We start from the raw sequence: 12,694 nt of genomic DNA on the forward strand, positions 1-12,694 counted from the left end.
AGGGCCAAAGGGACAGCCTGAGATGACAGAGCGCCAGAAAGACCGTCCGTGGCTCATGCGGACGTACGCCGGCCACTCCACGGCCGAGGCGTCCAACGAGCTCTACCGCCGCAACCTCGCCAAGGGCCAGACCGGCCTCTCGGTCGCGTTCGACCTTCCGACGCAGACCGGCTACGACCCCGACCACATCCTCGCCCGCGGCGAGGTCGGCCGGGTCGGGGTCCCCGTCTCCCACCTGGGCGACATGCGGCGGCTGTTCCAGGACATCCCCCTGGAGCAGATGAACACCTCGATGACGATCAACGCCACCGCCATGTGGCTGCTGGCGCTCTACCAGGTGGCCGCCGAGGAGCAGGGCGCGGACATCTCCAAGCTCCAGGGCACCACCCAGAACGACATCGTCAAGGAGTACCTCTCGCGCGGGACGCACGTCTTCCCGCCCGGGCCCTCCCTCCGCCTGACGACCGACATGATCGCCTACACGGTCAACCACATCCCCAAGTGGAACCCGATCAACATCTGCAGCTACCACCTGCAGGAGGCGGGCGCCACGCCGGTCCAGGAGATCAGCTACGCGATGGCCACGGCCATCGCCGTCCTGGACTCGGTGCGGGACTCGGGGCAGGTGCCCGAGGAGCGCTTCGGCGAGGTGGTCGCCCGCATCTCCTTCTTCGTCAACGCGGGCGTCCGCTTCATCGAGGAGATGTGCAAGATGCGGGCCTTCGGCCGCATCTGGGACACGATCACCCGCGAGCGGTACGGCATCGCCGACCCCAAGCAGCGGCGGTTCCGCTACGGCGTCCAGGTCAACTCCCTGGGCCTGACGGAGGCACAGCCCGAGAACAACGTCCAGCGCATCGTGCTGGAGATGCTCGCGGTCACCCTGTCCAAGGACGCCCGCGCCCGCGCCGTGCAGCTGCCCGCCTGGAACGAGGCCCTCGGCCTGCCCCGGCCGTGGGACCAGCAGTGGTCGCTGCGCATCCAGCAGGTCCTCGCCCACGAGAGCGACCTGCTGGAGTACGACGACATCTTCGCCGGCTCGCACGTCATCGAGGCGAAGGTCGACTCGCTGGTCGCCGAGTGCCTCGCCGAGATCGACCGGATCCAGGAGATGGGCGGCGCCATGGCGGCCGTCGAGTCCGGCTACCTGAAGTCGCAGCTGGTCTCCTCGCACGCCGAGCGCCGCGCCCGGATCGAGGCCGGCGAGGACAAGATCGTCGGCGTGAACTGCTTCCAGCAGACCGAGCCGAACCCGCTGACCGCCGACCTGGACACCGCGATCATGACGGTGGACGGGGCGGTGGAGGACACGATCGTCGAGCGGATCCGCCTCTGGCGCGCCGAGCGCCAGGAGTCCTCGGACCGGCAGGGCGGCGGCGACCCGTTCGTCTTCCCGACCGTCTCCCAGGCCCTGGACCGGCTGAAGCAGGCCGCGGCGGGCACCGAGAACCTGATGGAGGCCACCCTGGAGTGCGCCCGCGCCGGCGTCACCACCGGCGAGTGGGCGAACGCCCTGCGCGAGGTCTTCGGCGAGTTCCGGGCCCCGACCGGGGTCTCCTCGGCGCCCGTGGCCGTGACCGCCGAGGAGGGCACCCCGCTCGCGCTCGTCCGCGAGAAGGTCGCCCGCACCGCCGAGGAGCTCGGCAGCGGCCGGCTGCGCCTGCTGGTCGGCAAGCCCGGCCTGGACGGGCACTCCAACGGCGCCGAGCAGATCGCCGTCCGCGCCCGCGACGCCGGCTTCGAGGTGGTCTACCAGGGCATCCGGCTGACGCCGGAGGAGATCTCCGCGGCGGCGCTGGCGGAGGACGTCCACTGCGTGGGACTGTCCATCCTGTCCGGCTCGCACAGTGCCCTCGTCCCGGACGTCCTGGAGCGCCTGCGCACGGCGGGGGCGGGCGACATCCCCGTGGTGCTGGGCGGCATCATTCCCCAGACGGACGCGGAAGCACTCACGGCGGCCGGAGTCGCCGCCGTGTTCACCCCCAAGGACTTCGGTATCACGGAGATCATCGGCCGTATCGTCGACGAGATCCGCAAGGCCAACAAGCTCAGCCCCCTCATCAGCACGGAGGTCCCCGCATGACCGCCCACCCGGCACCCGCCACCACCCCCGCCGGCCACGGCGCCCCTTCCGGCCCGGCCCCGGTGAACCGGCTGCGGCCCCGCCGCTCCTGCCTGGCCGTCCCGGGCTCGAACCCCCGCTTCCTGGAGAAGGCCCAGGGCCTGCCCGCCGACCAGGTCTTCCTGGACCTGGAGGACGCCTGCGCCCCGCTGGCCAAGCCGGAGGCCCGCCACACCATCGTCAAGTTCCTGAACGAGGGCGACTGGACCGGCAAGACCCGGGTCGTGCGGGTGAACGACTGGACCACGCACTGGACCTACCGCGACGTGGTCACGGTGGTGGAGGGCGCCGGCCAGAACCTGGACTGCATCATGCTGCCGAAGGTGCAGAGCGCCGAGCAGGTCGTCGCGCTCGACCTCCTGCTGACGCAGATCGAGAAGACCATGGGCTTCGAGGTCGGCCGGATCGGCATCGAGGCGCAGATCGAGAACGCGCAGGGCCTGAACAACGTCAACGCGATCGCGCAGGCCTCCCCGCGCATCGAGACGATCATCTTCGGGCCGGCCGACTTCATGGCGTCCATCAACATGAAGTCGCTGGTCGTGGGCGAGCAGCCGCCCGGCTACCCGGCGGACGCCTACCACTACATCCTGATGAAGATCCTGATGGCGGCCCGCGCCAACGACCTCCAGGCGATCGACGGCCCCTACCTCCAGATCAAGAACGTCGACGGCTTCCGCGGGGTCGCCGGCCGCGCCGCCGCGCTCGGCTTCGACGGCAAGTGGGTGCTGCACCCGGGCCAGGTCGAGGCGGCCAACGAGGTCTTCTCCCCCTCGCAGGAGGACTACGACCACGCCGAGCTGATCCTGGACGCGTACGAGTGGTGCACGTCCGAGGCGGGCGGCAAGAAGGGCTCGGCGATGCTCGGCGACGAGATGATCGACGAGGCCAGCCGCAAGATGGCCCTGGTCATCGCCGGCAAGGGCCGGGCGGCCGGCATGCAGCGCACCAGCAAGTTCGAGATCCCGGAGGCCTGACCCGATGCAGTTCGGACGCACGTACGAGGAGTTCGAGGTCGGGGCCGTCTACAAGCACTGGCCCGGGAAGACGGTCACGGAGTACGACGACCACCTCTTCTGCCTCCTCACCATGAACCACCACCCGCTCCACATGGACGCGAACTACGCCGAGAAGACGACGGACTTCGGCCGCAACGTGGTGGTGGGCAACTACATCTACTCGCTCCTGCTCGGCATGTCCGTGCCGGACGTCTCCGGCAAGGCCATCGCCAACCTGGAGATCGAGTCGCTGCGGCACGTCGCCCCGACCTTCCACGGCGACACGATCTACGGCGAGACGACGGTCCTGGACAAGACGCCCTCGAAGTCGAAGAGCGACCGCGGGATCGTCCACGTCGAGACCAAGGGCTACAAGCAGGACGGCACCCTCGTCTGCGTCTTCCGGCGCAAGGTGATGGTCCCGACCGAGACGTACACCAAGGAGCGCGGCGGCGAGCAGCCCGGCCGGCCCGAGCTGAAGGAACAGGGGAAGTAAGCCATGACGCGTCTCGCCCGGACCGCCGGCCTCACCGACGTCCAGCAGGAGATCCTCAAGACCGTCCGCGAGTTCGTGGACAAGGAGATCATCCCGGTCGCGACCGAGCTGGAGCACCGCGACGAGTACCCGCAGCAGATCGTCGACGGGCTGAAGGAGCTCGGGCTCTTCGGGCTGATGATCCCCGAGGAGTACGGCGGTCTCGGTGAGTCGCTGCTCACGTACGCGCTGTGCGTGGAGGAGATAGCCCGCGGCTGGATGTCCGTCTCGGGCATCATCAACACGCACTTCATCGTCGCGTACATGCTCAAGCAGCACGGCACGCAGGAGCAGAAGGACCACTTCCTGCCGCGGATGGCGCTGGGCGAGGTGCGGGGCGCGTTCTCGATGTCCGAGCCGGGGCTGGGCTCGGATGTGTCGGCGATCACGTCGAAGGCGGTCAGGGACGGCGACGAGTACGTCCTGAACGGCCAGAAGATGTGGCTGACCAACGGCGGCACCTCGACGCTGGTGGCCGTCCTGTGCCGGAGTGACGAAGGACACCCCGAGGGGACGGCGCCCCACAAGTCGATGACGACCTTCCTGGTGGAGAAGGAGCCGGGCTTCGGCGAGGTCCGGCCGGGCCTCACCATCCCCGGGAAGATCGACAAGATGGGCTACAAGGGCGTCGACACGACCGAGCTCATCATGGACGGACTGCGCATTCCGGCCAATCGGGTCCTCGGCGGTCAGACCGGCCGCGGCTTCTACCAGATGATGGACGGCGTCGAGGTCGGGCGGGTCAACGTGGCGGCGCGTGGCTGCGGCGTCGCGCAGCGCGCCTTCGAGCTGGGCGTCTCGTACGCGCAGCAGCGCCACACCTTCGGCAAGCCGATCGCCGAGCACCAGGCCATCCAGTTCAAGCTGGCCGAGATGGCTACCAAGGTGGAAGCCGCTCATGTGATGATGGTCAACGCAGCTCGCAAAAAGGACTCCGGGGAACGAAACGACCTCGAAGCGGGGATGGCGAAGTACCTCGCCTCCGAATACTGCAAGGAGGTCGTGGAGGACGCGTTCCGCATCCACGGCGGCTACGGCTTCTCGAAGGAGTACGAGATCGAGCGCCTCTACCGGGAGGCGCCGATGCTGCTGATCGGTGAAGGTACTGCCGAGATCCAGAAAATGATCATTGGGCGACGCCTGCTCGAGGAGTACCGACTCCAGGGCTGAAAGTCCCTTTTGCGGCGGATCCTCCAGGGGTCCGCCGCAAAAGGATCACTGGCAGTCACTGGCTGGCGGGCATCGACTCGGCTTCTGGCTTGCCCAGTTGTCGCGCGCAACCGATAGCATTCCAGTAAAGCCGCCGTCCCGTCCCCCTGTTTGCGGCGCGGCAATCCACCGCTACGAAGGTCATCCATGCCCCACAGCCAAACCTCTGCACCTCGCGACAGCCTCTTCGGCGTACGCCTCGCGCGCGGAGCATCGCCGTGGCTTCTGCCGACCGTCGCCACCGCGGCGCTCAGCCTCGCCCGGGCCCGCACGTCCGGACGCTGGGCCGCGGCCGCCGTGCCCGCCACCGCTCTCGCCGCGGGCATGCTGTGGTTCTTCCGCGACCCCGAGCGGGAGATCGCCGAGGGCCGCGTCATCTCGCCCGCCGACGGCGTGGTGCAGAGCATCATGCCGTGGAAGGACGGGCGCACCCGCGTCGCGATCTTCATGAGCCCGCTGAACGTCCACGTCAACCGCGCGCCCCTCGCGGGCACGGTGACGTCCGTGGAGCACATCCCCGGCGGGTTCGTCCCGGCGTTCAACAAGGAGAGCGAGAACAACGAGCGCGTCGTCTGGCACTTCGACACCGAGCTCGGCGACATCGAGATGGTGCAGATCGCCGGAGCCGTGGCGCGCCGTATCGTCCCGTACCTGCCGGCCGGCACCAAGGTGGAGCAGGGCGAGCGCATCGGCCTGATCCGCTTCGGCTCCCGCGTCGACATCTACCTCCCCGAGGGCGTCGAGGTCGCGGTCGAGGTCGGTCAGACCACCACCGCGGGGGTGACCCGAATTGACCGTGACTGACCCGGAGACCCCCGCCACAGGCTGGGTGCCCGAGGCCGCCGAGGAGGAGGCCGCCGAGGACGACATGCCGCTCTCGCTGCGGCTGTCGATAGCGGACACCCTCACCCTCGGCAACGCCACGTGCGGGTTCATGGCGGTGTACTTCACCACCACCGGGATCCTCATCCCGCACCTCACCGGCAGCGGCGAGTCCGGCATGGCCCGGCACAGCGCGGCGACCGCGGTGATACTGATGCTGCTCGCTGCGGTCTTCGACCTCTTCGACGGCATCGTCGCCCGCAAGCTGCGCAGCTCCCCGATGGGCGCCGAGCTGGACAACCTGTCCGACCTGATCAGCTTCGGGCTCGCGCCGGCGTACTTCGTGCTCGTGTACGGCATGGTCGCCGACGACGCGCACCAGAAGGTCTCCGCGCTCGCGGCGATCGTCGTCCTGCTGGCGGTCGTGCTCCGACTCGCCCGGTTCAGCTGCGTGACGATGAAGGACGGCATGTTCCAGGGCATGCCCAGCCCCTTCGGCGCCCTCACGGTCGTCTCGATCGTGCTGCTGGAGCTGCCCTTCCCGCCGACCCTGCTGGCGATCGTCGGCGTCGCGTGGCTGATGGTGAGCCGCGTCGAGTACCCCAAGCCGCGAGGCGTCCTCGCGGTCGCGATGCTCAGCTGGATCATCAGCGCCATGGGCCTGCTCGCGGCGTGGGCGTTCGACGCGCCCGGCGGCCAGCTGCTGCTGCAGACCGGCTGCGCCCTGCAGATCGCCCTGGCGGCGACCATCCCGCTGTTCGCCACCACCCGCCGGGCCAACACCTTCCGGCACAACCGCCGCGAGGCCCGGGCAGCCCAGCTCCCGTAGCCCACGGCACCGCACCACCGACGAGGGCCCCCGCAGCCGCCAGGCAGCGGGGGCCCTTCGCGTACCCGGCGGGGGCGGGGCGGGGGCTGCGGCCGTCCGTACGGGGCCCGGGCGGGGGCAGGCCGCGTAGCCTTGATGTCGGAAAACCGCCAGCCCGGCGCCGGCCGGGCCGGAATGCTGGGAGCCATGTACACCGACACCGAGCGCTGCGTCAGGGCCGTGCAGTCGAAGGACGCACGCTTCGACGGCTGGTTCTTCACCGCCGTGCGGACGACGCGGATCTACTGCCGGCCCAGCTGCCCGGCCGTACCGCCCAAGGTCGAGAACATGACCTTCCTTCCGAGCGCGGCCGCCTGCCAGCAGGCCGGATACCGCGCCTGCAAGCGCTGCCGGCCCGACACCTCGCCCGGCTCCCCCGAGTGGAACGCCCGCGCCGACGCCGTCGCCCGCGCCGTACGGCTCATCCAGGACGGCGTGGTGGACCGCGAGGGCGTCCCCGGGCTCGCCTCCCGCCTCGGCTACTCCACCCGCCAGGTGGAACGGCAGCTGAACGCCGAACTCGGGGCCGGACCGCTCGCACTCGCCCGCGCCCAGCGCGCCCAGACCGCCCGCCTGCTGATCGAGACCTCCGAGCTGCCGATGGGCGACATCGCCTTCGCCGCCGGTTTCTCCTCCATCCGCACCTTCAACGAGACCGTCCGCGAGGTCTTCGCCCTCGCCCCCGGCGAGCTGCGCGCCCGCGCCGCCTGCGCCGCCCGCCAGGGCCCCCGCATCCCGGGCACGATCAGCCTTCGGCTGCCGTTCCGCGCCCCGCTCAATCCGGACAACCTCTTCGGGCACCTCGCCGCGACCGCCGTCCCCGGCGTCGAGGAGTGGCGGGCCGGCGCCTACCGGCGCACCCTGCGGCTGCCCTACGGCACCGGCGTCGCCGCCCTCACCCCGCAGCCCGACCACATCGGCTGCCAGCTCGCCCTCACCGACCTGCGCGACCTCACCATCGCCATCAGCCGCTGCCGCCGCCTCCTCGACCTCGACGCCGACCCGGAGGCCGTCGACGGGCAGCTGCGCTCCGACCCGCTGCTGGCGCCGCTCGTCGACAAGGCCCCCGGCCGCCGGGTGCCGCGCACGGTCGACGCCGCCGAATTCGCCGTACGGGCGGTGCTGGGCCAGCAGGTGTCGACCGCGGCGGCCCGCACCCACGCCGCGCGCCTCGTCGCCGCCCACGGCGAACCCGTCGCCGACCCCGACCCGGCCGGCGGGCTCACCCGCCTCTTCCCCACCCCAGAGGCCCTCGCCGGCCTCGACCCGGAGGCGCTCGCCCTGCCGCGCAGCCGCCGCACCACCCTGACCACCCTCGTCACCGCCCTCGCCGACGGCTCCCTGCCGCTGGGCGTCGACAGCGACTGGGAGGACGCCCGCGCCCGGCTCGCCGCCCTGCCCGGCTTCGGCCCGTGGACCACCGAGGTCATCGCGATGCGGGCGCTCGGCGACCCCGATGCCTTCCTGCCCTCCGACCTCGGCCTGCGGCGCGCCGCGAAACAGCTCGGCCTGCCGTCCACGCCCGCCGCGCTCACCGCCCGCGCGGCCGCTTGGCGGCCCTGGCGCGCGTACGCCGTCCAGTACCTGTGGGCCACCGACAACCACCCGATCAACCACCTGCCCGCCTGAGGAGCACACGGCGCCATGACGCACACCAAGCAGCACACAGCCGTCGACAGCCCGTACGGGCCGCTCACGCTGGTCGCCTCGGACGGCGTCCTGTGCGGGCTCTACATGGTCGGGCAGCGGCACCGGCCCGCCGAGGAGAGCTTCGGCGCGCGGGTCTCGGCCGAGGAGGAGCCGTTCCCGGAGGTCGTGCGGCAGCTGGCCGCGTACTTCGCCGGGGAGCTGACCCGCTTCGACCTGCCGATGCGCATGGAGGGCACCGAGTTCCAGCGCAGTGTGTGGGACCAGCTGGTGCAGATCCCGTACGGGCAGACCTGGTCGTACGGGGAGCTCGCGGCCCGACTCGGCAAGCCGAACGCGTCCCGCGCCGTCGGCCTCGCCAACGGGAAGAACCCGATCGGCATCATCGTCCCCTGCCACCGCGTGATCGGCGCCTCGGGCGGCATGACGGGCTACGGCGGCGGCCTGGACCGCAAGGTCCGCCTGCTGCAGCACGAGTCCGGCAAGACGGCCGCCGCCCCCGCCGCGGAGGCCCTCTTCTGACCGGCGGGGCGGAGGGAGGGGCCGGCCGGCGGCGGCCGAGCGACCGGGCTCCGGCGCCAGGGGTGTGGCGACAGTCCCGCACGGCCCCACGACGCCCGGCACGCACTCCCGCCGCGCCGGCCGAAGCCCCGAGTACGCCCGGTACGAGGGCCTCGTCCCGGCACGCCGAGCGCACGCACCGGGCACCCGGGGCACCGCACAGGACTGTCGCAGCACCCCTAGTGAGCTGGTTGTGAGTTCGCTGGGCACCACGTGAGTCGCTTTGCGCACCAATTCGTGGGTTTGCCTGACGGGTGCCGGTTGGCTTCGGTCTGCTGTCGGTTGTGGGTGACAGCAGGCTGGAGCCGCTGGTCCTGAGTGAGACCGAGCGGCAGGTGTTGAGCAACTGGGTCAAGCGCCGGACGACCGCGCAGGGTCTGGCCCTGCGGGCGAGGATCGTGCTGGCGTGCGCGGAGGGCGGCCCCAACCTGGCGGTCGCCGCCCGGCTGGGGATCAACCGGGGCACCGTCGCCAAGTGGCGCACGAGGTTCCTGCGGGACCGCCTCGACGGGCTGGCGGACGAACCGCGGCCCGGGGTGCCGCGGACCATCACCGACGCCCAGGTCGAAGACGTGGTGGTCCGCACCCTGGAGGAGACCCCTCCCGGTGGGACGCACTGGTCCAAGCGGGAACTGGCCAAGGTCGTGGGCATTTCCCCTGCCAGCGTGTTGCGGATCTGGCACGCCTTCGGCCTCCAACCGTGGCGGACCGAGACCTTCAAGGTCTCCCCGGATCCGTTCCTGATCGACAAGATCCGCGACGTCGTCGGCCTCTACCTCGCCCCGCCGGCGAACGCCGTCGTCTTCGCCGTGGACGAGAAACCACAGATCCAGGCTCTGGAGCGGACCGCGCCGGTCCTGCCGATAATCCCGGGAGTGCCCGAGCGTCGCAGCTTCGACTACGTCCGCCACGGCACCGTCGACCTGTTCGCCGCCCTGAACACCGCGACGGGCAAGGTGATCACGAAACTGTCCGCCCAGCACCGGGCCGTGGACTTCCGCGACTTCCTCGACGAGATCGACCGCCAGACCGACAAGGGCCTGGCGGTCCACGTCATCTGCGACAACCTCTCCGCCCACAAAGCGCCCGTGGTGCACAAGTGGCTCCTCGCGCACCCCCGCTTCCAGCTGCACTTCACCCCCACCTACTCGTCCTGGATCAACCAGGTCGAGCGGTGGTTCGCCGAGCTGCAACGACGCTGCCTCGAACGCGGAGTCTTCTGCTCCCTCGACGACCTCAAGACCGCACTCGAGAACTGGACCAAGGTCTGGAACGACGACGCCCGGCCCTTCAAGTGGACCAAGACCGCCGACCAGATCCTCGACCGCATCTGCCGCTACTGCTCACGCATCTCCGAACCAGATCACTAGACGACGGCCAGCGGCACCAGCAGGGCGAAGGCGGCGCCCGCCTCCACGGCGTAGCCGAAGAGGGAGGGGTGCTGGACGGGGGCGGCGAGCAGGACGACGCTCTGCTGGGCGGCGGCCGCCTCCACCCAGTCCGCGTCGGCCCCCAGGTTGCCCTGGTACCAGCCCTCGCAGGGGCCGGGCCCGGACACGGCGAGCAGGTCGTCCTCGCGGCGGTAGAAGGCCTGCCAGCCCTCGGCGGGGGCCGACCAGCCCTCGAAGTCGCTGAAGAGGGCCCAGCCGCCCTCGCGTATCGCGGTGTCGAACAGCCAGACCGGGGTGCCGTCGGCGGTGACCTCGCCGCTCTCCTGGCGGTCGGTGGTGAAGTGGACCATGGGCAGGGCGTCCGGCCCGTCGGCCGTGCTCGGCCAGGCGTACATGGTGATCATCGCTTGATTGTGTCCTGCCGTGTGTAAGCGCCGTGTCACCGACCCGGCGTCAGGAGGCCTGCGGGCGGCGGCCGTTCTCCAGCTCCACCGCGCCCTCGCCCGACTCCAGCACCCGGCACGCCTCCCGGGCCCGCCGGCCGAGCGGCCCGAGCAGGTGGTCGGGGAGTTCCGCGGGGGCGACGAGCCGCCAGGACAGCAGCTCCTCCTCCTGCAGCCGGATCGACGCGAGGTCGTCGGCGTCGAGGACTCCGCCGTCGAAGAGGTATGCGACCAGCGGGGGCCGACCGGGGCCCACCGTCCAGTCCACGGCCAGCAGCCGGCCGAGCGGCCTGTCGAGGCCGATCTCCTCGGCGCTCTCGCGCCGGGCGGCGGCCCGCGGGGACTCCCCCGCGTCGGACTCGATCGTGCCGCCTGGCAGCGCCCAGCCCTCCCGGTAGTTCGGCTCGACGATCAGGACGCGGCCCTCCGCGTCCCGGTACAGCGCGGCGGCGCCCGCCAGGACGCGGGGCAGGCTCGCAATGTACGCGGCGTAGTCATCCGTGGTGGTCACGCGGCCACCCTACCGACCGGGCCACGGCCGAAGGCGGGGGGCGGGGAGGGCGGATGAGAGGACCGACGGGTCCGACATGAGCCCTTTCGTCGGTATTCGTCACCGGGTCCGGCCCGGGTGTGGCCCAGGCCACGCATGGGCTTTAGAGGATCCTCCGGATAGGCTCGGGGTGGGCGCGACTGCACTGTTCGAAAGCAAGGGATGGCAAGGTGACGGACGGAGCAGTATCTGAGGCCGCGCGCGTGCTGATCGCCGCGGACAAGTTCAAGGGCTCGCTCACGGCCGTTCAGGTCGCCGAGCGGGTGACGGCCGGCCTTCGCAGGGCCGTACCGGGCGTGGAGGTCGAGACCCTCCCCGTCGCGGACGGCGGCGACGGCACGGTCGCGGCCGCCGTGGCGGCCGGTTTCGAACGCCGGGAGGTTCGGGTCACCGGGCCGCTCGGCGAACCGGTCACGGCCGCCTTCGCCCTGCGCGACGGCACGGCCGTGGTCGAGATGGCGGAGGCCTCCGGCCTCCAGCTGCTCCCCCCGGGCGTCTTCGCCCCGCTGACGGCGACCACGTACGGGTCCGGCGAGGTCCTGAAGGCCGCCCTGGACGCCGGGGCGCGCACGATCGTCTTCGGCGTGGGCGGCAGCGCCACCACCGACGGCGGAGCGGGCATGCTCGCCGCCCTGGGCGCGGTGTTCCTGGACGCGGACGGCCGACCGGTCGGCCCGGGAGGCGGCGCCCTGGCCGAACTCGCCTCGGCCGACCTGTCGGGCATCGACCCGCGCTTCGCGGAGGTCGACTTCGTCCTGGCGAGCGACGTGGACAACCCGCTGACCGGCCCCAAGGGCTGCGCGGCGGTGTACGGGCCGCAGAAGGGCGCCACGCCCGAGGACGTGGAGGCGCTCGACGCGGCGCTCGCCCACTACGCGCGCGTACTGGAGCAGGCGATCGGCCCGAAGGCCGCGGAACTCGCGGCCTCGCCCGGCGCCGGAGGCGCGGGCGGCATCGGCTACGGCGCGCTGCTGCTCGGCGCGGGCTTCCGGCCCGGCATCGAGCTGATGCTGGACGTGCTGGGCTTCGCCCCCGCCCTGGAACGGGCGACGCTCGTCATCACCGGCGAGGGCTCGCTGGACGAGCAGACCCTGCACGGCAAGGCCCCGGCGGGCGTCGCCGCGGCGGCGCGTGCCGCGGGCAAGGAGGTCGTCGCGGTGTGCGGGCGGCTCCTGCTGGACCAGTCGGCACTCCGCGCGGCCGGCATCCGCCGGGCATACCCGCTGACGGAAATCGAGCCCGACCCGGCAACCTGCATCGCCAACGCGGGCCCGCTGCTGGAACGCGTGGCGGCGAACATCGCGGCGGAGATGCTCTGACGGAAGCGGGCGGCGCGGCTGCCCGCTTCGGCCCTGCGTCCCCCTGGCGGGGCGCGGGGCGCGGCCGGGATGGGGAAGGGCGGTTCCGCCGGGCGGGAGTGAAGGAGGGCGGGCGCTGCCCGCCAGTCCCCACCCCCGACCCACCGAAGCCCCCTCCCCTTCCGCCCGCCCCACCGACCCATCCGTCCCCCCGCCCGGAGCACCGCTCCCACCGCCCCGCCCGGACGGC

12 protein-coding genes are annotated in these 12,694 nt (G+C 71.6%); 10 read left to right on the top strand and 2 right to left on the bottom strand.

Annotated elements, in window-relative coordinates:
* The first annotated feature begins 22 nt into the window (after nucleotides 1–22).
* The 9 genes from ACZ462_RS23110 (at nucleotide 23) to ACZ462_RS23150 (ending at nucleotide 10,132) form a co-directional block, all read left to right on the top strand.
* The gene (locus ACZ462_RS23110; protein ID WP_467804689.1) at nucleotides 23–2,083 is read left to right on the top strand and encodes a protein meaA; all 2,061 of its coding nucleotides are present in this window, start codon (nucleotides 23–25) and stop codon (nucleotides 2,081–2,083) included.
* Nucleotides 2,080–3,099 (top strand): HpcH/HpaI aldolase/citrate lyase family protein, encoded by a 1,020-nt coding sequence (locus ACZ462_RS23115; protein WP_467804688.1) that lies wholly within the window; start codon nucleotides 2,080–2,082, stop codon nucleotides 3,097–3,099. Before ACZ462_RS23110 ends, ACZ462_RS23115 begins: the two co-directional genes overlap by 4 nt.
* Before the next feature lie 4 nt (nucleotides 3,100–3,103).
* Nucleotides 3,104–3,616 carry a MaoC family dehydratase gene (locus ACZ462_RS23120; RefSeq protein ID WP_125544020.1) on the top strand — a complete coding sequence of 171 codons (513 nt, stop codon included), beginning with the start codon at nucleotides 3,104–3,106 and terminating at the stop codon, nucleotides 3,614–3,616.
* Between the two features lie 3 nt (nucleotides 3,617–3,619).
* Nucleotides 3,620–4,825 (top strand): acyl-CoA dehydrogenase family protein, encoded by a 1,206-nt coding sequence (locus tag ACZ462_RS23125; RefSeq protein WP_467804687.1) that lies wholly within the window; start codon nucleotides 3,620–3,622, stop codon nucleotides 4,823–4,825.
* Between the two features lie 186 nt (nucleotides 4,826–5,011).
* A complete protein-coding gene (locus tag ACZ462_RS23130) occupies nucleotides 5,012–5,668 on the top strand; it encodes a phosphatidylserine decarboxylase (protein ID WP_467804686.1) in 657 nt (218 codons plus the stop codon).
* Between the two features lie 25 nt (nucleotides 5,669–5,693).
* Complete coding sequence (gene pssA / locus ACZ462_RS23135; RefSeq protein ID WP_467804789.1) at nucleotides 5,694–6,515, top strand: CDP-diacylglycerol--serine O-phosphatidyltransferase; 822 nt, start codon at nucleotides 5,694–5,696, stop codon at nucleotides 6,513–6,515.
* A gap of 186 nt (nucleotides 6,516–6,701) precedes the next feature.
* Nucleotides 6,702–8,183, top strand: a complete 1,482-nt coding sequence (locus ACZ462_RS23140) for an AlkA N-terminal domain-containing protein (RefSeq protein WP_467804685.1) — start codon at nucleotides 6,702–6,704, stop codon at nucleotides 8,181–8,183.
* A gap of 15 nt (nucleotides 8,184–8,198) precedes the next feature.
* Complete coding sequence (locus tag ACZ462_RS23145) at nucleotides 8,199–8,723, top strand: methylated-DNA--[protein]-cysteine S-methyltransferase (protein ID WP_467804684.1); 525 nt, start codon at nucleotides 8,199–8,201, stop codon at nucleotides 8,721–8,723.
* Nucleotides 8,724–9,046: 323 nt separating this feature from the next.
* A complete protein-coding gene (locus ACZ462_RS23150) occupies nucleotides 9,047–10,132 on the top strand; it encodes an IS630 family transposase (RefSeq protein ID WP_467804682.1) in 1,086 nt (361 codons plus the stop codon).
* On the opposite strand, the gene ACZ462_RS23155 is transcribed toward ACZ462_RS23150, so the two are convergent.
* Both ACZ462_RS23155 and ACZ462_RS23160 read right to left on the bottom strand, forming a co-directional pair.
* Entirely contained in the window at nucleotides 10,129–10,557 is a 429-nt protein-coding gene (locus ACZ462_RS23155) for a hypothetical protein (protein WP_467804681.1), read from the bottom strand. The two genes, ACZ462_RS23150 and ACZ462_RS23155, sit on opposite strands and share 4 nt — an antisense overlap.
* Before the next feature lie 49 nt (nucleotides 10,558–10,606).
* Nucleotides 10,607–11,107: an NUDIX domain-containing protein gene (locus ACZ462_RS23160; RefSeq protein WP_467804680.1), complete on the bottom strand. Its 501-nt coding sequence runs from the start codon at nucleotides 11,105–11,107 to the stop codon at nucleotides 10,607–10,609.
* Between the two features lie 209 nt (nucleotides 11,108–11,316).
* On the opposite strand from ACZ462_RS23160, the gene ACZ462_RS23165 reads away from it, so the two are divergent.
* Nucleotides 11,317–12,465, top strand: coding sequence for a glycerate kinase (locus ACZ462_RS23165; RefSeq protein ID WP_467804679.1), 1,149 nt, complete (start codon nucleotides 11,317–11,319; stop codon nucleotides 12,463–12,465).
* Nucleotides 12,466–12,694 lie beyond the last annotated feature (229 nt).

The organism is Streptomyces sp. NPDC031121 (genome assembly GCF_055570615.1).